The organism is Streptococcus sp. DD04 (assembly GCF_001578725.1).
GTDB lineage: Bacteria > Bacillota > Bacilli > Lactobacillales > Streptococcaceae > Streptococcus > Streptococcus sinensis.
In genome coordinates, this window is sequence record NZ_KQ968976.1 from 184,794 (window position 1) to 205,748 (window position 20,955).

The window sequence follows — 20,955 nt, forward strand, 5'->3', positions numbered from 1 at the left end:
GCTCAGCATACTGCGCTTCTTGCTTAGGCATTGCTTGGTTAAATGCTGGCGATCTAAAAGGTTGCTCAGCAACAGTTTGTGAGACTACTGTCTCTGATGCCAGAGCAGAAGCATTTACCTGAGGACGGCCCTGTTCAGCTCCAACTGTGGGATTCGTCTGAGATACTGTAAATTCGGGAGTTTGAACGGATTCAGATGACACCTGAAATTCCCCTGCTACTAAAGCTTGGGCAATTTCTTCTTCAGTCGCTGAACGACCATTAATAGCTTCAAAATAATCTAACCAATCTTCTTTTTGCATAAAAAACCTCGCTATAATTTTTATATAACTATTATTATATAAAAAGACTGCTTAAATTTCAATGTCTCTTGTCTTCTTCCGTGTTTATCCTTTGTCAATTTGTCATTTTTTCTCAAATTTCTCTCTGCTCCTTTCTCTACATTGATGGATTGAAAAACTTGCTGGTTAGGGGATTGTCAAGTATGCACAAATCTACTGCCCCAGCAAGAAGTAGCAATCCTAGGTTTTAGCATCACTCAGTCCATCAAACCTAACTGTCTCTTAGTTTGCTGAATTGATTAACGAAAAAGCAGGTAAGCGTCAGCACGAATCTAAAAATCATGTCTTCTTTCATACCTTCCCTCATAAAGCTTGTGGGCCTTTTGAGTGTACTGTCTAATGAAGTCCCTTTTAGCTTCCGTATAAGCATCACGATTGTGCTCGTACTTTTTCCATAAGATTAATTTCAACTGCTCGTAGTCTTTGGCGACAGCTGGATGGTCTTGCAGATAGTCTCGGAAATAAAGTTCATCATGGTCTCCATAGTAGCGCAGATGTAAGTGAAAAACGCGCTCAGCAAAGCCTTGAAGTGTATAACCCTTGTTAAAAGACATGCGGCCTTCTGACTCTGACATAAGTAGGTAGCCTTGCTCCAGCAATTCTCTCTTGATGTTCTCCATATCTGCATTTTGAGGAATTTCTAAAAGAATATCAATAATCGGCTTGGCCCATATCTCATCAACGGATGTGGAACCAATATGATGTAATTTATACGACTGATTTGCTGGCAAAAAACTTTGTATTCTTCTGCTTTCCTCCACATACCAAGTTGCCCAGTCCTTATCATGCTCCTCTAAGAAAATTGGGAACAACTGCCATAATTCTTCTAAAGACATATCTTCTAGTTTTTTGGCCATGTGGCTTCTCCTTTCTTTATAGAAAATAAGAATGAAAGTAAAGACTGAGAATCCTATCCCAGCCTCAATTTTTTATTACCAATAAAGCAAGCCATAAGTCAGTAAAACGCTGATCATGCTAAAGAGTGAACCAATCAGATAGTATTCTGCAAAGGACTGGCTTTCAGAAATTTTATTATAGCGAGCGATAGATTTGGCCGTGAAGACCAATCCAATCGCTGTAAACTGCCCAAAAATAAGGGAAAGCCCCATAATCAAGCGCTCTAAAATCCCAATCATAGCACCGGCTCCTGCGATAGTCTCTCCACTGTCTTCCCCTGCCTGATACTTGCTGAAGAAGAGTTTAAAGAGGATATTGACCGGCTTACCAGTAAGGGCGAAGTAAAAGAAAGCCTGCAACATAAGATAGTGTTCGGACAGCCAGCGAGGAGCCGAAATTTGCTGCTGCCCTAAGAGAAAATAAAGAGCAAAAATACTCATCAGATGCAAGAGCTGATCCAGTAAAAAGGCTGACTTTTGAGCATGATGGCGGACAATCAAAGGATTCAGCTTATACTTTAGAAAATCAATTAAAGCGTGGCTGAGCCAGACCAAGGCGAAATATAGCAGATAATTAGGTAAGATGAGCCCCAAGAGCAACAGGGGCAAGAGAACAATTCCCAAGTGGAGAATCAAAAAATTCAACCGCCGGCTTTTAAGGTCGGCCATTTTCTGACTTTGAAGCTGAAAATCAGCTAGTACATGAGCCAGCAAAGTCAATACAAGAATCGGATTCTGCATGAAAAATTCTGAAAATCCCATAAAATTTGTCATTCTTCAGCCTCCTTTGCTGCCTGTAAAATCATTCTCATAGCTAAACGGCGGTTTCTCAGATAGATCTTCAGTCCAGATGACTTCAGCCGCTTACTAAGCGCACTGGGACTAATCTGCAGCAGCTCTGCTATTTCCCCATGAGAAAAATTCTCGTCATAGATATATTCCATGAGCATCCGCTCCAGAACCTCTCTCTGACTGCTATTCCACTTACTCTGGATAAATGAAGTAGCTGCCAGCACTGTATTGACCGCCTGACTGAGCTCTTCATCTCCCAAGGATACAGCTATACGGCTGCTGCCGTAGTCGTTCTTCTCATGAATAACATCAATGGCCGCGCGTGCCCTCCAGTAGGCTGGACCGTCCGAACCAATACTTTGCTCGCGATTGATCTCGGTCACAATCTCACCCAGACCAAGGCCAAAGCGAATCGGGTGGGGAAATCCTAATACAATCTGATCAATGAGTCGCATGAGTTCGGGATTGGGTCGCAACAAAGCCTGAAATTCATCTCCCGTCGTAATGGTAAAAGGCGACACCAAATAATCCTGATAATCCTGATTCAAGATTTCCATCATATCCTGCAAGTCTTTTTGCGCCTGCTTGCGGTTTTTTAGCTGTTTGGATTCGATCAAATCTCCAATAAGAGCAATATAAAGCATAGCTGATCAAACCTCCTTTAAGTCTATTATAACAGAAAATTTTAAAAATGTCTATTAGAACGGAAAGTTTTAGAAATATCCATTAAAACAGAAAGACTATTTTTTCTTTTTAGGTGCTGGTAAGGCAGGGTAGGCTGCTTCAATCAGATTACAGAGAATGGCAGCATCTTCTACTTCTTCTATATGAAGCATTGGCTTTGCACCTGGATAAGGAGGCTCATAAACCGGATTTTCAAAAAAATCCAGAGCTGGCTGGACCGGCTTGACCATCAGGCGATTGTCATAAATCCCACCGAATAAGAGCCCCCGATAATAGAGCAAATATTCTCCCATCATCTTTCGAAAGCTAATTTCTTGGCCTAAGCCCTGCAGCTGCTTCAGAATAAAATCCAAATATTCTTGACTAGATGCCATCGAAACACCTCCATGAATTGATACTTTATTATACCAAAAATGAATGAAGATTTCCTGACTAAGAGATCAACTCATCTCCTTCCATCCTTAGTCTGTCTATCCACAAGTAAGCAAAAAAGCTAGACCTTACAAGTCTAACTCTTTTACTTCTTATTTTTTTAAAAGTCCTTCCTTGACCAGATAATCACGCGCGATATTTTCGGCCTTTTTACCTTCAATGCCAACTTGATAATTCATCTGGCTCATCTGGCTTTCCGTAATTTTACCAGCCAACTTATTGAGAATACCTTCCAATTCAGGGTGTTTTTCGAGCAATTCAGCCTTCAGGAGAGGGGCACCTTGATAAGGAGGGAAAAGGTGCTTATCGTCTTCTAAAACTTGTAAATCATAACGCGCAAGTTCTGCGTCAGTCGAATAGGCATCCGTGATTTGAATATCACCCGACTGAATAGCTTGGTAGCGAAGGGCTGGCTCCATGGTCGCTACATTAAGATTAAGGCCATATAGAGATTGCAAACCCTTGTTTCCATCTTCACGGTCGTTAAATTCCAAGGTAAACCCTGCCTTGAGCTTGTCTTGGACTGCTTTAAGATCAGAGATGGTTTTAAGATTATATTCTTTGGCGATAGCCTTTGGAACTGCAATTGCATAGGTATTCTGATAGGCCATGTGATTGAGCAAGACTAGATTGTCCTGTTTTCTGATTCCATCACGCGCTGCTTCAAAAACTTCTTCAGCATCATTGCTAACCTTTGGAGCAGGCTGCAAGAGAGTTCCAGTAATCGTACCGGTAAACTCAGGATAGATATCAACATCACCTTTTTTCAGAGCTTGATAAAGGAAGTCTGTCTTACCAAAGTTCGGCTTGACCGTTACAGTCATATCCGTATTTTCCTCGATGAGAAGTTTATACATATTCATAAGAATTTCTGGCTCTGGACCCAATTTCCCAGCAATAACCAGATGTTCCTTCTCCTGCTTGGGAAAGAGACTCGGTGTATAAGAAGCACCGAGGCCGAGGATTAAAACCGCAAAAGCTGTAAATACTGTCCGAAGCTTAGCCTTTTCCATCCATTTAAGGAGACTATTGAAAAGAATTGCCAAAACTGCGGAGGAAATTGCTCCAATCAAGATTAGACTGGCATTGCGACGATCAATTCCTAGAAGGATAAAAGAACCTAGTCCACCAGCTCCGACAAGCGCTGCTAGAGTTGCTGTCCCGATAATCATTACCGTTGCCGTCCGAATTCCAGAAACGATGACGGGCATAGCTAGAGGTAGTTCAAACTTTTTAAGTCGCTCCCACTTGGTCATCCCAAAGGCGATTCCAGCTTCTTCTAAACTAGGATCAATCCCATTCAAAGCCGTGACAGTATTTTCTAAAATCGGGAAAATAGCGTAAATCACCAGAGCAGTCAGTGCCGGCAGTGTACCAATCCCCATGAGGGGGATAAAAAGTCCCAACAAAGCCATTGAAGGAATGGTTTGAAAGATTCCTGCAATTTGCAGCACCCAATTGGCTGCTTTTTTATGACCATGAAGATAGATAGCGAGCGGAATGGTCAGGAAGATGGCCACTAGTAAGGTCAGAAGAGATAGCTGGAGATGTTGCCCTAAGGCTGCCAACCATTCGCCAAAGCGATCCTGAAAGGTAGAAATCAAATTAGCCATGTTGAACACCTCCAAATAAATCTGCTACGAAGCTGGTCGCAGGTGCAGATAAGATTTCCTCAGGTGTTGCCACTTGACGAATCTCCCCGTCCTGCAGAACAGCAATCCGATTGCCCAATTTCAAGGCCTCATCCGTATCATGGGTCACAAAGATTGTTGTCATCCCAAATTGGTCATGAATACTCTTGGTCAAGCTCTGCAATTGCTTACGCGAGATGGCATCAAGAGCTGAAAAAGGCTCGTCCATCAGTAGGATTTTGGGTTGGGCGATAATGGCACGGACAATACCCACCCGTTGCTGCTCACCGCCAGACAGCTCACTCGGCATACGCTGGGCATAATCTTCAGCAGGCAAGCCTACTAGCTCCAGCAATTCATCGGTCTTCTGCTGAATATCTGCCTTGCTCCATCCTTTCATTTCAGGAATGAGAGCAATATTTTCAGCCACCGTTAGATTTGGAAAGAGGGCAATCGCTTGTAAGACATAGCCTGTGGAAAGGCGCAACTCACGCTCATCATAGTCCTTGATGCGCTTGCTATCCATATAGATATTGCCATCTGTTGGCTCTAAGAGGCGGTTAATCATCTTGAGCATGGTTGTCTTACCGGACCCAGAAGGACCCACTAAAACCATGAACTCTCCATCCTCAATCTGTAAATTGACATCTCTCAAGACATCTTTTTCTGTATAGCGTAGCGCTACATTTTTGTATTCAATCATTGTTTGTCCTCAATTTTTACGATAACCTTGCCAAAAGACTGGCTGCTTTCCAGATAAGCATGAGCGTCCTGGATTTGCTCAATAGAAAATACTTTTTCAGGTCGCACATCCACCTGATAACGCTCCACAAAGTCCACTAAAGCTTGTAGTTTATCTCGAGATACATTGCCAGAAGCAAAGGTAGTCAAATAGAGATTGCGGTAAAGCATTTCAATAGGGTCAAAGTCTGGAATAGTCCACTGACCGCCCAGCAAGCCACAAGAACAGATCATACCACCATCTGCCGTCCGAGCAAATGTATCGAGAATATCGCTCGGACCGACAAGATCCAAGACCTTGTCAAACCGCTCTTCCGTCTGCAAGACCCCATCCTTGTCCAAAATCACCTGGTCAAATCCTACTTCCTTTAGTCGTTCTTCCTTGGCTAGACTACGGCTACTTCCCGCTAGATAGACATTTGGAAATTGTCCTTTGAGAAGTTTCGCAAAAGCAAGCCCAACACCACTAGTCGCTGCCCGAACCAGAACTCGGTCTCCCTCCTCAATCTTGAGATTGATATAAGAGCCAAATGCTGTGTAGTAGGTTTCAGGCAGTGCGATTAAACTTTCCAAAGCAAGCTCTGTCCTCACAAGATAAACCTGTTCATCTGGTAGCAAAACATACTCAGCATAACCACCATCAAAAGCACGCCCCATTTCTCCCATGATGGAGATGACTTGCTGTCCGACCTGCAAATCGGGATGATTGGTCTCCTCTACAAGTCCCACACATTCAATGCCTAAAATCCGTGGAAATTGAACGGACGGCGATAGTCCTTGACGAGTAAAAATCTCGCTATGGTTGATTCCAAATCCTTGTACCTTGACCAATGTCCAACCTTCTTTAACAGCCGGTTTTGGAACTTCCACAACCTGCAAAACTTCTGGTCCTCCAGCTTCCTTGACAAGCACAGCTTTCATCTTAATATCTCCTTTTAAAACTTCCCTCGATTGGTCAAGGCTTCTACCTTAGGTATGACTTCTTTATTGTCCCAATGCTCAACAATCAAGCCATTCTCCAAACGGAAGATGTCATACTGGGCATAAGCCACCCCATCGATCTGAGTCTGCCCATAGCTAACCACGTAGTTTCCTTGTCCTAAAAGCTGGAAAACAAAGTCAAAAGTAACCCCGTGCTCTGCAACATAGTCTTTATAAGCCTGACTTCCTTGGCCAATCTCATGATTATGCTGAATCAAATCTTCTGCCACATAGTCACTCCACTGCTCTAGTTCGCCATTTTGGAAAATTTCTGTCAGGAAACGACGAACGGTTTTTTTATTTGCTACTGTCTTGTCCAAATCCGTGATTTCAAAATCTCCAAAGATCTGGTCTAACTGTCCATTTTCTGGAGCACGATAGTAGTCAATGACATCCCAATGCTCTACGATACGACCATTCTCATCCGCACGGAAAGTATCCGTCGTCACCCATTGAGCTTCCCCGCCATTGAGATATTGGTGAACATGGACGAAGACTAGATTGCCGTCTTCAATGGTGCGAACAATTTTCATCTCACGCTCGGGATAGCGCTCAAAGAAATTTGCAAAAAAAGCCGCAAAGCCTTCTTTCCCATCAGGCACACCTGTCGAGTGTTGGATATAAGTATCTCCTACAGATTGGGCTTGAGCCTCAGCAACACACCCGTCTTGAATGGCATGAATATATAGATTTTGTGCATTTTTAACTTGTTTTGACATGATTTATCCCTCTTTTTCTTTAAGGTTCGCTAAAATACGTTCCTGATAACTTTCAAACTGGCGAATTTCTTCCTCTGAGAAGCCTTTATAAAAAATCGCATCCAACTTTTGACTGATACGATGGCCAACTTCTTTTTGAGACCAACCATGCTCCGTCAATTTAACATATTTTTTTCGCTTGTCTAAACCACACTGACTAAAGGTCACCAAATCCTGCTCTTCCAACTTTTTCAGCATAGTTGTCAGCGTATTATTGGCAAGTCCCGTCGCCAGCGCAATATCTGTGGCCGTCGCGCAGCCTGTTTCACTATTCCATAAAACGGTGAGAATCTTGCCCTGCTCACTCCGGTAAAGGGCTTCAGGATCTTGGCTCAGTAACTTTTGAAAAATCCGCCCATTCAACAAACGAATATGATAGGCTACTAAATGACTGTCTTTCATACTTCCTCCAATTTATTTCTATGCCGAATCATTTTTATAAATTGTAACACCAAATGTTACATCTGTCAAGAATTTTGTTCTATTTGGAAATAATTTTAAACTGGGTAAAGAAAAAAAGCAGGTTCAACCTGCTTTAAAATCTAAAATTTATTTTTTCCGATTGATGTATCTGTTGAACAAAATGGTCATAATTTTCAGCTTCTTGAGGAATAAGAATAGACCACTTTTTCAAGAGCGCCCCGTAACCTGATAATTTACCTATGTCGTTATCAACAACCTTCCCCACGCTTGGGAAAATAAGACCGGCTGTTTTAGCTTCTAAAATGTATGTATAGGAAATCAGTTGATATAAATCCTCACGATTGATTCCTTTTTCAGTAAATTCTAGCTTTTTATATTTGGCATCTAGTACGATTTTTAAATCTTTATAATAGAAGTCTGGATAAATTTTTCGACCATGACTGCTAAATACAGAAATGCCATCTGTCTTTTCTTTATTTCGTGGATGGATGAATCCTTTTGGCAACAAGGTGTAAACATACTCTTCCCAAAGCCAAGCAACATCAAAGAGAATGCCATGCACCCTTTGGATTTGTGGCCCAAGACCATGCTTTTCGCTACTCAGAATCAACAGACAGAGTTCCTGTAATTTTCTATATTCTCGAAAATAGGCATGACGGACAGGTTTAGTTTGATTTAGTCTGATAATCTTAACACGATCAGCTAGTTTATAAGACGGAGTCACACGAATAATTTCTGTTACATTTTCACGATTAGCATCAAATACTCCACTCCCAATTATTTTCTGATTCTTAATATACTCAATGGTGTGTCGAATCAGCTGCATCAATGGATTATCATAAGCAAACTCTCTAGTAGTGTAGGAAATATTTCCTATAAAAGGAACATTTTTCTTAAGATGATTTCCTACATCAATCGCTCCCTTTACATGGCTATCATTATGGAAAAAACTCTGGTATTGCTTATAAAGTCCTTTTCTCAAAGCCGCTTGCAGATATTTTGGAAAGAGGTAAACCAATAGTTGATAGAGTTTATCTTCGCTAGATAAACCAACATCCAAATTAGTGAGATTGATATTGAGGACCTTCTGCAAGAGATAATGTAAAAAATAGTCGTTATTAGCATTTGAAAAACGAGAGGAAATCGTTAATCTTTCCTGACCGCAACCCAGAAAACCAATCACATTACCTGTCTTAATGTTCTGATTTACAGTTTCAAAAATTTTCTGTTCCTTGTCCAAGTCAGAAGTATTTTTCAAGTCATTTGGAAAAATGAAAATACCATCCTCTTGAGAAAGACTTTCTAAAGTTCTATCTAAAAGTACCTGACTAATTTTTGGATAGATTTCAACAAAATCCTCTTTTTTTATCAGCTGCTGATTATCTGTTATCCGTATCGTCATTTCCATCGCTTTCATTGTCACCAGTTATTGACTGATTGGTTCGCTCGTTGCTTATCTTATCAAATGCCTTTTTCAAAGTTTCCAAAGTTTCAACTTCTTCATAAGAACCTCGCAAGTAGTCTTCTAGGAGCGGCTTAATATAATCAGACCAGAGCAACTCATAGTCAAAGTCTACTTCCTGCAACTTGAGGAAATAACTTGGTCCAACATGGTAATGACTATTGAGCTCTTCTACTTTTTCTATGGCAGCATTCAAGTTTCTTAGACGTACTTTCGCTTCTTCTGCTCCATCTCCAAGAGGTTCATCAAGCATTCCCAGCTGACTTTCAGCCGTGATTTCTACAAAACGGAAACGACGGCGCATGGCAAAATCAAAGGTATCCACTGAACGGTCAATATCATTCATTGTTCCAATTATGTAGACATTTTCAGGGATATAAAACTTCTCAATAGTTTCATGTAAATTAGCATATTGGGTCGAAACCTCTCCATCCTTCCCACGATAGCCCGGATCAATGGAGAAAAAAAGCTCTCCAAAAATCTTAGAAATCTCACCACGATTAATTTCATCGATGATGAAGACGAAGTTTTTAATACTTGATATTTCAGCTGCTTCTTTATAAGTTTTTAATGCAAACCTTTCTTTCAAGACTTTTAGAACTGTTTTCCCGCCACCTTTATAATATCTTTGTTTATCATAATTCTTATTTTTATATAATTCATAAACATAATGTCGAGGCAATGTCCAACCAGATGCTCCACTATCATAATTGACAGATAAATTTTGCCTGCTATTAACTGACAAGTAAGATGTCTTTGTTAAATACTCCTTCTCTTCAGTGGTATTTATAAACTCCAAATAAGATTCCCAGGCTTCCTCAAAATTATCCTGACCGCCTGTCTTTTGCGCTAATTTAGCTCTTTCGCAAAATTTCTTAAAAATTCCATCTTGTAAGCCGAAGCTAATCTGCCCATCATCACTTGGAAGCGGCCGCAATCCCTCTACAAAATCTGTATAGTCATAAGAGGGATGGAATTGAACAAAATCGATTTGTTCCTCATTTCCTCCAGTCAATTCGCTTGCAATTTGTCTAGCAAGATAGGTTTTACCTGTACCAGGAGCTCCACGGAGAATAATATTTTTGGATGAAAGCAAAATATTTTTATATTTATCAATATTTTCTGGCATTTTTATCTCCTTAGATCCCTCACCTTTAATAAATAAATACGATTTGTTTATATAGGGTAAAATTTCATTAAATTCTTTTTCACTATTGATAATATGGCACACATCAATCGGTCCTTTGTATGTTTTTGACTTCTTCTTAAATAGTGACAACTCTGATTCATCAAGACTTTTTGACAATATAGCAATCTTAATTTCTTTTTTCAAAAAATAAATTTCTATAAAATTTTGTAATTCCCCTTTTAAGTTCTTTACCTCAAAAGATGTATAATTCTTTGTCTCATTCTTCTCAGCATCTGGAAATTCTTTCTTCATTCTTTTTAGAAACTCTTCTTTTGTCATCATATAGACTGTATTTCCTTTTCTTTAACGTTATAGCCATAAGACGATTTAACTATTAATATATTCTATATCATAGCATAATTATAGGAAAAATAAAAGAAATTATAAACTAAAAAGCCCAGCGTAAAGAGGTTATATCCTCCCACACTGAGCTTCTTTTTTATCTTAGTAATATTCACCTTGACGGTAATCCCATGAGTTGAAAGTATCGGACAGGTGCATCATGATTTTGTCGATGTCCAAGCCTTTGCGGATGACCACTGGTGCTGGTGAGATGGAACGTTGGCCACCTTGTTCTGGAATTAGTTTTCCATCTTTATCCACCATAGAGACCATAACGCCTTGCTCGTAGCGAGTTTCAATGGTCTTGTCTGGCTGGATAGAGGCTACATAGTCATCTGCTTCAATAACCAAATCAACAGCATTTTCGATGCGCTCTCCAATTCCTTCTACCTTGCCGCGGTTTCCTTTACCGGATGGGTTGGCTGAGGAAGCATAAACCATCTTGCCTTCTTCCCAAAGCTTAGCTGCCAGCTGCTCGCCCGCCTTACCAAACTTAATAACAAAACAGCTAGTGCCACGAACATCTGTCATCAGCTCTTCCCGACCGTCACCATAGGCTTTGAGCTTTTCAAAAGCTTCTGGCTTCCATGGAAGGATACAACCCAAGAGGATATCTTCATCCCAATGCTTTTGATAAAAAGCTTCAATTTCCGGATTTAGCTGCGCTAAAGCACGAAGCTCATTCATACTGCCACAAAGAACCACACCTGGTTTGTTACGGTTACGAGCTTTAGCTTCGAACTTACGCTCCAATCCTGCCTTATCGCTGGTCATAATGATGTACCCCACCTTGGTTGGGCAAACGATACAACCACCATCACCTTTGAGAATATCATAGCCTTCTTGTGAAAGCTGTCCGTTCCATTGAATGTGTTTTGTCATAAGTTTCTTCCTTTTCTATTAAATTAAGATTTATTTTACCATATAAATTTAGTGAAAACAAGGATTTTTCAGAATTTTCTCAATATAGCAAAGATAAGGTTACTGCCAATAGGATGGCCGATTTTTTTCGTATTCTGTAATCAAATCTTCATGCTGCAACGTAATGCCGATGTCATCCAGACCATTGAGGAGCTTGTGCTTCCATTCACCATCAATGTCAAAGGAGAATTCTCCCACTGGTGAAACAATCTTCTGTTGCTCCAAATCCACCGTCACTTCATCCGTCGGCTTCAGATTAGCCAAGGCTTGCCGCACTTCAAGCGGCTGGACGATAGGCAGCATACCGTTATTAAGCTCGTTATTGTAGTGAATATCGCCAAAAGATCCAGCAATGACTACCTTGAAGCCATAGTCAGCCAAGGCCCAGGCAGCGTGCTCGCGAGAGGAACCCGCTCCGAAATTGTCCCCTGTAATCAGAACAGTCGCCTTGCGGTACTCCGGTCTATTAAAGACGAAATCAGGATCTTCGGTGTACTGGTTGTCCAGATAGCGCCAAGCATACATGAGGTACTTACCAAAGCCTTTTTTATCAATCAACTTGAGAAACTGCTTAGGTAAAATTTGGTCTGTATCGATATTATCGTTCATGAGGGGTACCGTCGTCCCCGTGTAGATTGTAAATTTTTCCATAAAACTTCCTTACTGGACCTCCGGTAGCTGGCGGACGTCTACGAAGTGCCCGGCAATAGCTGCCGCTGCTGCCATGGCTGGACTGCAAAGATGGGTCTTAGCGCCAAATCCCTGACGATCCTCAAAGTTCCGATTACTGGTCGATGCACAATGAACACCGTCCGGCACCTTATCTGGATTCATTCCCAGACACATAGAGCAGCCCGGATCGCGCCACTCAAAGCCCGCTTCCATAAAAATCTTATCCAGCCCCATCTTTTCAGCAGCCCGCTTGACCGGACGAGAGCCTGGTACGACGATAGCTGTCAGATTGGGAGCGATATGCTTGCCAGCGACAAACTTAGCTGCCAACTGCAAATCGCTGAGTCTGGCATTGGTACAGGAGCCGATAAAGATATAACCTAGATCAATATCTTCTGCTTTCTTACCCGGGGAGAGGTCCATGTAATTGTAGGCCCGCTCGTCGTTCATATCACGGATTTCAGGGAAAGCCGCGCCGAACTCTACTCCCATAGAAGGATTGGTTCCCCAAGTCACCATAGGTGCCAGCTGGGAGACATCAATCTCAATGACCTTATCATAGACAGCATCGGGATCACTGACCAGAGTCTTCCAATCAGCCACTGCCGCCTCAAAGTCCTTAGGTGCTCCCGGCCGTCCTTGAACGTAATCATAGGTCTTCTGGTCAGGATTCATAATGCCCATCTTGGAGCCAAACTCAATGGACATATTGCAGATGGTCATGCGCTCTTCCATGGTCAAATGATCAATGGCATCACCGGCATACTCGACCACATAGCCAACACCCGCAGCTACACCGTATTTGGCAATCAGAGCAAGGATGAAGTCCTTGGAATAAACACCTTTAGGTGGCACTCCGGTAAATTTGACCAACATTTTCTTAGGCTTGACCTGCCAAATGGTCTGCGTTGCAAAAACGTGCTCCACCTCCGAAGTACCGATTCCAAAAGCAATAGCACCGAAAGCCCCGTGAGTAGCCGTGTGACTGTCGCCACAGACGATAAATTTGCCCGGCTGAGTCTTGCCCGTTTCCGGTCCAACCATATGGACAATCCCCTGCAGTTCCGATCCGTGAGCTGCATGCTCGATGCCAAAATCCTTGACATTCTCAGAGAGCTTATCAATCTGAGCCTTGGAAATCACATCCCGAATATCATAGATATTGACCGTAGGAACATTATGGTCAAAGGTTCCAAAGGTCAAATCCGGCCGTCTAACCTTGCGCCCTGCATCTCGAAGGCCTTGAAAAGCCTGAGGGCTGGTTACTTCATGAATATAATGCTGATCCACATACATAAGCTGGGGTTGCCCTTCTTGGCCTGTTATGACATGCCTGTCCCAAAGCTTATCAAAAATTGATTTTCCAGCCATACTAGCTTCTCCATATGTAATATAAAATTCCAATTTCCACTATTATTCCGCCAATCCAAGCCAGCCAAAAATACCATTTTCTGGTCTTGTGATGAAAGAGACGACCGCCTAATAAAGCGCCCAAACCTCCGGCTGCCAAAGCTGACAAGAGCAAGGTCTTCTCGGGAATGCGGTAGTGATTTTTTTTAGCCTTTCGCTTATCCCAGCCATAAAGCAGGAAAACGACAAGGTTCCATAGCAGGCAAATACCCGTTACTATCCATTTCATAAGTTCTTAATAATTGCCTCCGTCATTTGAGCTGTCCCTGCCTGACCGCCAAGATCTCGGGTTAAAATCCCCTGAGCCAAAGTCTTTTCAACCGCTGCTTCAATCACCTCTGCCACTTCAAGCTCTGCAAAACTACCCCGCAGCATCATGGCCACAGAAAGGATCATACTGATAGGGTTGGCAATGCCTTGCCCTGCAATATCTGGAGCAGAACCATGGATAGGCTCGTAAAGACTTGGTCCAGCTGCCGAATGACTGGCCGATGGCATAACTCCCAGCGTTCCTGACAGGACACTGGACTCGTCTGATAGAATATCCCCGAAGAGATTTTCCGTTACTACAACGTCAAACTTAGCAGGATTGGTAATCATGAGCATCGCAGCACTGTCCACCAGCTGGTGCTCTAAGGTCACATCTGGATAATCCTTGGCCACCTCATCGGCTACTCTGCGCCAGAGTTTGGATGTTGCTAGTACATTTTGCTTGTCAATACTGGTCACGCGCTTTCTGCGACCACGCGCAATATCAAAGGCTTTACGGACAATTCGCTCCACCTCTTCATAGCTGTAGTCATTGATATCACGCGCAGATTTGTCCTCCAAAATATGCTGACCAAAATAAATCCCACCAGTCAGCTCGCGCACGACCACAAAGTCCACGCCAGCAATACGCTCTGCCTTCAAAGGCGACAAATGCTTAAGAGCATCGAAAATCTTAACTGGACGGATATTGGCATAGAGTTCAAGCTCCTTACGCAGAGCGAGCAAGCCTTGCTCCGGTCGAACTGGTGCATTATCATACTGGGGACTACCAATAGCTGCTAGGAGAATAGCATCCGCCTCCTTGGCCGCTTCTAGAGTTGACTGAGGCAGAGGATGCCCTTCCGCATCAATACCAGCACCCCCAAAAGCCTTCTCCGTAACATGATAAGTAAAGCCGAACTTGTCCGCAACAGCAGCCAGCACTTGGAGACCGGCTTCCATGATTTCTGGTCCGATACCGTCACCCGCCAGAGCTACAATTTCTTTTGTCATAGTCGCTTCCTTCTAATTATTTGCAGGCAGATCGCGGTAAGATACCTGATGGCCGATTTCACCAGCATTTTCCTTTTGCACAAAGGTGTTGGCATGGATATAGGCAATGGCGCTGGCCTTAAGAACATCAAAGTCAATACCAGAAGAGTTGAAAATCGTATCAGTGTCGGTATTTTCAACAGCTACCAAGACGCGAGCCTGAGAGTCGATACCATCCGTCACCGCTTCAATATTATAAGACAAAAGCTGGACAGACTGGTTAAAGAATTGGTCAATAGCATTAAAGATGGCTTCGACGCTTCCCTTACCTTCTGCCACACAGCTAATTGTCTCACCATCGCCATTAACCAGCTGCACATCCGCTGTGATGGTATGGTCGTCATTGGTCGTCAACTGCAGATCATCAAAGTGGAAGCCTTCAGGATTTTCGACCGTTGTTCCGGCAATCAGCGCTCGAATATCAGCATCCGTGACTTCATTTTTCTTATCAGCCAAGACCTTAAACTTAGCAAAGAGATCATTAATTTCAGATTCTGCAAAGTCCAGAGCCAGTTCTTTGAGTTTTTCGACAAAGGCATGGCGGCCAGACAGCTTGCCAAGCGGTAGTGAATTGCTCTTGACTCCAACCAGCTCAGGCGTGATGATTTCATAGGTCAGTGGATTCTTAAGGACACCATCCTGATGGATACCGGACTCATGAGAGAAGGCATTGCCACCAACGACCGCCTTGTTCTTAGGCACTGGAATACCTGAGAAGCGGGACACCAGCTCAGAAGTGTTGATGGTTTCATTAAGGACGATATCCGACTCAACCTGATAATAGTCTTGACGAATTTCTAAAGCAACTGCTACTTCTTCCAGCGCAGCATTACCAGCACGCTCACCGATACCGTTGATAGTGCCTTCCACCCGCCTAGCTCCGTATTTGACCGCAGACAAGCTGTTGGCTACTGCCATTCCCAAATCATCGTGACAGTGAGGACTGTAGATAATCTCACGATCCGTTTGGACATTATCAATCAAATACTTGAAGATATTGCCAAACTCTTCAGGTGTAGTAAAACCAACTGTATCTGGAATGTTAATGTAGCTAGCACCCGCATCAACTGCTGTCTGGACAACTTGGAGCAGAAAGTCCAGCTCGGTACGTGTCGCGTCCTCAGGTGAAAACTCTACAATCTCAAACTTGGAACGAGCATAGGAAACGTGCTCCTTAATGGCTTCTAAAATCTCTTCCTTAGACTTTTTCAGCTTAAACTCTCTGTGAATGGGACTGGTCGCAATGAAAACATGCACTTGCGGATACTTGGCATCCTTGAGCGCCTCGTAGCAAGCATCGATATCCGACTTAACCGAACGAGCCAGACCAGTAACGGAAGCTTTAGTGATGACTTTAGCAATCTCTTGCACCGCCGCAAATGAATCTGGGCTAGCAGCTGGAAAACCAGCCTCAATAGCAGAAATGCCCCATTTTTCAAGTTGCTTAGCAATGGCAACCTTTTCCTTAACAGAAAAATTCACTCCCGGTGTCTGCTCACCATCCCGAAGGCTGGTATCAAGAAACTCAACTTTGCGCATAAACATCCCTCTTTCTTTATCGTTTAAAACAGCTAGAGAAAATCATTGTCGCTAAGAGATGAAACCGTAAACTGAACTTTTGGCTAGTTTTAGCAAAGCACATCCTAACAAAGATTTTCGAGGAGAATAAAACAAAAACATCTCGCTTGAAGCCAAGCGAGATGTTGATTTACTCCCGCTTGGTAAGCCAAACAGGACTAATGCTTTCGCACTAGCCCGAGTAACGCAACAACAAAGCAAAGTTTGAATATTGGGTTGACTTCATGTTTGACTGACTCCTTTTGAAATGTTATTGCTAGTATTTTAACACAGTATCATTGGGCTGTCAACAAATAACCTAGCATTTTCAGAATATTTTTTCAGTATAGAAAATTCTCAACTATTGAAGATAAAATAAACCAGCAGAGCGACACTCGTACTGGTGAAATGTTTAGCGACTCCTTCTCACATACTGAGTGAGCCTGAACATCATGAAAGCAAAAAGAATCACTGCAACAATCCAAATCGTTCGCAAAGCGTAAAATTGGATGAGGTAAGTAGAAATAATAGCTCCGGTGATGAAGCTTCCTAACAAAGCAACGAAAAAGATACCTTCTTTCAGATACGGCTTTTCGCTAGTTCGGACAAAATTTCCAAAAGCTACCATCGTTTTCTTGATATTTCCTGTCATAAAAGAATTATTATAGACAATGCCATCTACTTCGCCAAAGGCTGTCGCAACGACTCCCATACAAAAAGCGATTGGAGGAACGATAAACATATTTGGCACCGTATTGGGCATAGAACCTACCAAGGTACAGATAAGCACCAGAGGTGAGATACTGGTTACCCGCCATAATGACTGCTCGAAAATGGGGCGGAAAACGGTTATCAGGAAAATACCCAGCATGAAAGCCAGCATGGTAGCCAGTTTCACTTCAATTTCTCCAGTTTTATGGTGAATCAGCTCAACGGACAAAAAGACGACATTCCCTGTTTGTCCAGCGACCAAGGTACCCCCACGCTCCATAAAAGTGTAGGCATCCACAAAGCCTGCGCAAAAGGTCAGTAAACAGGCAAAAAACTTCGATCGCGAATGAAATTCTCTTTTGACTAACTTTTTCATCATTGACCCAAAAAGTCCAGTGTAACACCAGACTTCCTTTCTATCCTTCTCTTGCTTCCTCCAAAATCTTTTCAATCTTGGTGGTAATCAAATCAATCGCAACTTTGTTAGAAGCGCCTTCTGGAATAATGACATCCGCATAGCGCTTGGTCGGCTCGATAAACTGGTGATACATGGGCTTAACGACACCAAGATACTGCTCAATGACACTATCCAGACTGCGGCCGCGCTCTTCCATATCTCGCTTAATCCGGCGGATAATCCGTACATCATCATCAGTATCGACGAAAATCTTGATGTCCATCAAATCGCGTAGACGTTGTTCTTCCAAGACCAAAATTCCCTCCACAATGAAGACATCCTGCGGTTCTTGACGATAGGTTTTGCTGCTGCGAGTGTGCTCCGTATAATCATAGGTCGGAATGTCCACTGGACGACCAGCCAAAAGTTCCTTGATTTGCTCAATCATGAGGTCTGTATCAAAAGCAAAAGGATGGTCATAGTTGGTCTTAACTCGCTCCTCAAAAGTCAGATGGGACTGATCTTTGTAGTAGGAATCGTGTTCAATCATGGCAATCTTTTCATTAGGGAAATTAGAAAGAATCGCTCGAGAAACACTGGTTTTCCCGCCACCTGAGCCACCTGTAACACCGATAATAATAGGTCTGTTTTGCATTGTTCTCTCCATTACTTGTTATCCTATCTATTTTACCGCAATTCATGATATAATGAAAGGGTGAATCAAGAAAAAATTAGGAAAATCATTATAAAAGGAGAAAGCATGTTAAGACTCGGTATCATTGGCACGGGATTTATTTCCCATGAGTTTATCAAGGCAGCTCAACTGAGTGGTGAGTATGAGTTAGCAGCTGTCTATTCACGGACACTTAGTTCAGCGGAGCGTTTTGCAGAAGCCTATGAAAATGTCGCCCTCTACACCGATATGATTAAATTCTTATCTACCGACCTAGATGTGGTTTACATCGCCAGTCCCAATAGCCTCCACTTCAACCATGCCAAGGTAGCCATTTTGGCTCGAAAACATGTCATCGTTGAAAAGCCGGCTGTATCAAGACCTGAAGAATGGCAAGAATTGGTCAAGCTGGCAGCTGAACATCAGGTTTATATCTTTGAAGCAGCCAGAAACTACCACGAAGCAGCTTTTGCAGTCATTCGTAACTTCCTTAAAGACAAGAAAATATGGGGAGCCAACTTCACCTATGCCAAATACTCCTCCAAAATGGGAGCCTTGCTGAGTGGACAAGAACCCAATGTTTTTTCTGCTAAATTCTCAGGCGGTGCTCTGATGGACCTGGGGGTCTATACGATTTATGCTGCTGTCCGGCTGTTTGGTGCTCCACAAAGCGTCTGCTACACAGTTCAGCAACTGCCAAATAGTGTTGATCTCAATGGTTCAGGCAGCCTGATTTATCCTGATTTTCAAGTCCGCATTCAGGCTGGAAAAATATCAACAGCCACCTGCCAGCTGAAATCTACACAGACCAAGGCACCCTGACCTTAGATGGTATCGAATATATCCGCTCTGCTATTTTCCTAAAGCTCAATGGAGAGACGGAAAGTCTAGCTATCCGCCAAGCAGACCACCAAATGCTGGAAGAGGCTCAGGCTTTTGCTCAGGTGCTTAAAGGTGGCCAAGAAGAGCTTTACAGCGACTATTTGCAGGCTGCTGCTGCCGTTCATGATTGCATTTTTGCCATGAGAAAAGACGCTGGCATTAGATTTGAGGTTGACCATGATTAAAGAAACATTCCCAACAGTCTGGCAGGACCAGCTAAATCAGCTGGGTTTTGCTGAACTGACTGCTATCCAAGAAAAAATATTCCAGCCCATTTCTCAGGGACAGACGGTGCTAGGCATCAGTCCGACCGGTACGGGCAAGACATTGGCTTATCTCTTTCCTAGCTTGTTGAAATTGAAGCCTAAAAAAGCGCAGCAGCTTTTGATTTTAGCTCCAAATACAGAGCTGGCGGGACAGATTTTTGATGTCTGCAAGGCTTGGGCTGAACCTCTGGGCTTGAGCTGTCAACTCCTGCTCTCTGGTAACAGCCAGAAAAGGCAAATCGAACGTCTTAAGAAAGGTCCGGAAATCCTCATTGGTACACCGGGTCGGATTTTTGAGCTCACCAAGCTAAAGAAAATCAAGATGATGAATGTCGATACTATTATCCTAGATGAATTTGACCAGCTTCTCAGTGATTCCCAGTATGCGTTTGTTGATAAGATTCTGCATTATGCACCGCGTGACCACCAGCTGATTTACATGAGTGCTACGGCAAAGTTCGATCAAGATAAGATTGCCGAAAATACTCTACGTATCAGCATTGACGACCAGACTCTGGACAATATCCAGCACTTCTATATGCAGGTGGAGAAACGTGACAAGGTCGAACTCTTGCGCAAACTATCCAATGTAGAAGAATTTCGTGGATTAGTCTTTTTCAATAGTCTGTCAGATTTAGGCAGCGCCGAAGAAAAGCTTCAGTACCGAGGGGCTAGTGCGGTCTCCCTAGCCAGCGATGTCAATGTAAAATTCCGCAAGGTCATTCTGGAGAAATTTAAGGATTACGATATCACGCTCTTGCTGGCGACGGACTTGGTTGCCCGTGGCATTGATATTGATTCTCTAGAATGCGTGGTCAATTACGAAGTGCCGCGCGATCTGGAAACTTATACTCACCGTTCTGGTCGAACGGGTCGCATGGGCAAGGAAGGCTATGTCATCACCTTCATCAGCCACCCGGAAGAACTAAAAGCTCTCAAAAAATATGCCTCTGTTCGAGAAATTATCCTGAAAGAACAAGAACTGTATGTGCAGCCTTGAGTGAGAATCACAGTAAACGATAGTTTTATCTGATGATAGCCAAGCAAAAAGCATTGGAAATTCAAGATTTCCAATGCTTTTCTTAATTTCTGCTATAGTAAATCTGATGTGGTTGAAGCTGATTTTCTAGTAGCTCATCAACTGTCACTAGTGTATAACCATTATTCTTTAGATACTCAAGAACACTCGGTAAAGCATCAATGGTCGTCTGATGAATATCGTGCATGAGGATAATGGAACCTGGCTGGGTTTTGGCCACTTCCTGCATGATAGCGCTGGTATTACGATTTTTCCAATCCAGACTGTCCACATTCCACATGATAAAGGACTGATCTACTGCGTTTTGCACTGCGGCATTAACCGCTCCATAAGGCGGCCGTGTAATCAAAGGCCGAATGCCTGTTGCTTGATAAATAGCCTCCTGCGTGTCTGTGATTTCCTTTTTGGCTTGGTCCAGAGGCAGCTTGGTCAGGACTGGATGGCTCCAAGTATG

General features: G+C 42.9%; 21 protein-coding genes and 2 pseudogenes. 2 read left to right on the forward strand and 21 right to left on the reverse strand.

The window, feature by feature from the left end; genetic code table 11:
- From STRDD04_RS11085 to udk, 20 genes and pseudogenes are all read right to left on the reverse strand, one after another.
- Positions 1–301, reverse strand: a pseudogene (locus STRDD04_RS11085) (hypothetical protein); the annotation flags it as partial.
- A gap of 311 nt (positions 302–612) precedes the next feature.
- Complete coding sequence (locus STRDD04_RS00890) at positions 613–1,197, reverse strand: GrpB family protein (protein ID WP_062198531.1); 585 nt, start codon at positions 1,195–1,197, stop codon at positions 613–615.
- A 75-nt stretch (positions 1,198–1,272) separates the two neighbouring features.
- A complete protein-coding gene (locus STRDD04_RS00895; RefSeq protein ID WP_062198533.1) occupies positions 1,273–2,010 on the reverse strand; it encodes a DUF3307 domain-containing protein in 738 nt (245 codons plus the stop codon).
- Positions 2,007–2,672, reverse strand: coding sequence for a SatD family protein (locus STRDD04_RS00900; protein WP_062198535.1), 666 nt, complete (start codon positions 2,670–2,672; stop codon positions 2,007–2,009). Before STRDD04_RS00900 ends, STRDD04_RS00895 begins: the two co-directional genes overlap by 4 nt.
- Positions 2,673–2,768: 96 nt before the next feature.
- Positions 2,769–3,086 carry a TfoX/Sxy family protein gene (locus STRDD04_RS00905; protein WP_062198537.1) on the reverse strand — a complete coding sequence of 106 codons (318 nt, stop codon included), beginning with the start codon at positions 3,084–3,086 and terminating at the stop codon, positions 2,769–2,771.
- Between the two features lie 150 nt (positions 3,087–3,236).
- Entirely contained in the window at positions 3,237–4,757 is a 1,521-nt protein-coding gene (locus STRDD04_RS00910) for an ABC transporter permease/substrate-binding protein (protein WP_062198539.1), read from the reverse strand.
- Entirely contained in the window at positions 4,750–5,478 is a 729-nt protein-coding gene (locus STRDD04_RS00915; RefSeq protein ID WP_062198540.1) for an ABC transporter ATP-binding protein, read from the reverse strand. The genes STRDD04_RS00910 and STRDD04_RS00915 overlap by 8 nt, the downstream gene beginning before the upstream one ends.
- Complete coding sequence (locus tag STRDD04_RS00920; RefSeq protein ID WP_062198542.1) at positions 5,475–6,437, reverse strand: zinc-binding dehydrogenase; 963 nt, start codon at positions 6,435–6,437, stop codon at positions 5,475–5,477. Before STRDD04_RS00920 ends, STRDD04_RS00915 begins: the two co-directional genes overlap by 4 nt.
- 14 nt (positions 6,438–6,451) lie before the next feature.
- On the reverse strand, positions 6,452–7,216 hold the full coding sequence (locus STRDD04_RS00925) for a nuclear transport factor 2 family protein (RefSeq protein ID WP_062198544.1): 765 nt from the start codon (positions 7,214–7,216) through the stop codon (positions 6,452–6,454).
- A 3-nt stretch (positions 7,217–7,219) separates the two neighbouring features.
- Positions 7,220–7,657 carry a MarR family winged helix-turn-helix transcriptional regulator gene (locus STRDD04_RS00930; RefSeq protein ID WP_062198545.1) on the reverse strand — a complete coding sequence of 146 codons (438 nt, stop codon included), beginning with the start codon at positions 7,655–7,657 and terminating at the stop codon, positions 7,220–7,222.
- Positions 7,658–7,790: 133 nt separating this feature from the next.
- Positions 7,791–9,095 (reverse strand): McrC family protein, encoded by a 1,305-nt coding sequence (locus STRDD04_RS00935; RefSeq protein WP_062198547.1) that lies wholly within the window; start codon positions 9,093–9,095, stop codon positions 7,791–7,793.
- The gene (locus STRDD04_RS00940) at positions 9,058–10,611 is read right to left on the reverse strand and encodes an McrB family protein (protein WP_062198549.1); all 1,554 of its coding nucleotides are present in this window, start codon (positions 10,609–10,611) and stop codon (positions 9,058–9,060) included. The genes STRDD04_RS00935 and STRDD04_RS00940 overlap by 38 nt, the downstream gene beginning before the upstream one ends.
- 162 nt (positions 10,612–10,773) lie before the next feature.
- Positions 10,774–11,553 (reverse strand): L-threonylcarbamoyladenylate synthase, encoded by a 780-nt coding sequence (locus STRDD04_RS00945; RefSeq protein WP_062198551.1) that lies wholly within the window; start codon positions 11,551–11,553, stop codon positions 10,774–10,776.
- Positions 11,554–11,652: 99 nt separating this feature from the next.
- Positions 11,653–12,243, reverse strand: coding sequence for a 3-isopropylmalate dehydratase small subunit (gene leuD / locus STRDD04_RS00950; protein ID WP_062198553.1), 591 nt, complete (start codon positions 12,241–12,243; stop codon positions 11,653–11,655).
- A gap of 9 nt (positions 12,244–12,252) precedes the next feature.
- Positions 12,253–13,635: a 3-isopropylmalate dehydratase large subunit gene (gene leuC, locus STRDD04_RS00955; RefSeq protein ID WP_062198555.1), complete on the reverse strand. Its 1,383-nt coding sequence runs from the start codon at positions 13,633–13,635 to the stop codon at positions 12,253–12,255.
- A gap of 1 nt (position 13,636) precedes the next feature.
- Complete coding sequence (locus STRDD04_RS00960; protein WP_062198557.1) at positions 13,637–13,903, reverse strand: DUF1294 domain-containing protein; 267 nt, start codon at positions 13,901–13,903, stop codon at positions 13,637–13,639.
- Positions 13,900–14,937, reverse strand: coding sequence for a 3-isopropylmalate dehydrogenase (gene leuB / locus STRDD04_RS00965; protein ID WP_062198559.1), 1,038 nt, complete (start codon positions 14,935–14,937; stop codon positions 13,900–13,902). Before leuB ends, STRDD04_RS00960 begins: the two co-directional genes overlap by 4 nt.
- A 12-nt stretch (positions 14,938–14,949) precedes the next feature.
- Positions 14,950–16,515 (reverse strand): 2-isopropylmalate synthase, encoded by a 1,566-nt coding sequence (locus tag STRDD04_RS00970; RefSeq protein ID WP_062198561.1) that lies wholly within the window; start codon positions 16,513–16,515, stop codon positions 14,950–14,952.
- A 430-nt stretch (positions 16,516–16,945) separates the two neighbouring features.
- Entirely contained in the window at positions 16,946–17,620 is a 675-nt protein-coding gene (locus STRDD04_RS00975; protein ID WP_062198563.1) for a YoaK family protein, read from the reverse strand.
- Between the two features lie 40 nt (positions 17,621–17,660).
- Complete coding sequence (udk, locus tag STRDD04_RS00980; protein ID WP_062198565.1) at positions 17,661–18,296, reverse strand: uridine kinase; 636 nt, start codon at positions 18,294–18,296, stop codon at positions 17,661–17,663.
- 105 nt (positions 18,297–18,401) lie between these two features.
- On the opposite strand from udk, the pseudogene STRDD04_RS00985 reads away from it, so the two are divergent.
- Together STRDD04_RS00985 and STRDD04_RS00990 are read left to right on the forward strand one after the other, a co-directional pair.
- A pseudogene (locus STRDD04_RS00985) lies at positions 18,402–19,381 on the forward strand (Gfo/Idh/MocA family protein).
- Positions 19,374–20,462, forward strand: a complete 1,089-nt coding sequence (locus STRDD04_RS00990) for a DEAD/DEAH box helicase (protein WP_062198567.1) — start codon at positions 19,374–19,376, stop codon at positions 20,460–20,462. The pseudogene STRDD04_RS00985 and the gene STRDD04_RS00990 overlap by 8 nt, the downstream one beginning before the upstream one ends.
- Before the next feature lie 82 nt (positions 20,463–20,544).
- Here the strand turns inward: STRDD04_RS00990 and STRDD04_RS11270 are convergent.
- Positions 20,545–20,955 (reverse strand): polysaccharide deacetylase family protein (locus STRDD04_RS11270; protein ID WP_231853855.1); only part of this gene is annotated, 411 nt, incomplete at its 5' end.